Source organism: Bacillaceae bacterium S4-13-56, assembly GCA_040191315.1.
Classification (GTDB): domain Bacteria; phylum Bacillota; class Bacilli; order Bacillales; family JAWJLM01; genus JAWJLM01.
This window is the reverse complement of the sequence record JAWJLM010000194.1, coordinates 1-394: the sequence shown is the minus strand read 5'-3', so window position 1 is coordinate 394 and position 394 is coordinate 1. Positions and strand designations below refer to the sequence as shown.

The window sequence follows — 394 nt, the reverse complement described above, 5'->3', positions numbered from 1 at the left end:
AGGGGGTCGCAGGTTCGAGCCCTGCATCCTCCACCATATAATTCAATAGAAGATCATAAAAAATTTTCTAGACTATCGCGGGGTGGAGCAAAGCCACAAGGCTTTGTGAGGAGCGTAAGCTTCATCGAATAAACTCGCAACGCGACGAACAGTTTAATACCTTTTATAGAGGATCGTATGAGATTTTCTACACTATCGCGGGGTGGAGCAGTCTGGTAGCTCGTCGGGCTCATAACCCGAAGGTCACAGGTTCAAATCCTGTCCCCGCAACCAAAATATATTTGTTATCTACCTCAAATATGTTTCATAGCTAACAGACAATCAGTAGTATTATAAAGTACTGCCATATAAATTAAATGGTCCGGTAGTTCAGTTGGTTAGAATGCCTGCCTGT

At 43.4% G+C, this 394-nt stretch carries 1 tRNA gene; it reads left to right on the top strand.

Annotation, left to right across the window (positions count from 1 at the left end):
• The first annotated feature begins 196 nt into the window (after positions 1 to 196).
• Positions 197 to 273: transfer RNA gene (locus RZN25_18630), tRNA-Met, on the top strand.
• The last annotated feature ends 121 nt before the right edge of the window (positions 274 to 394 follow it).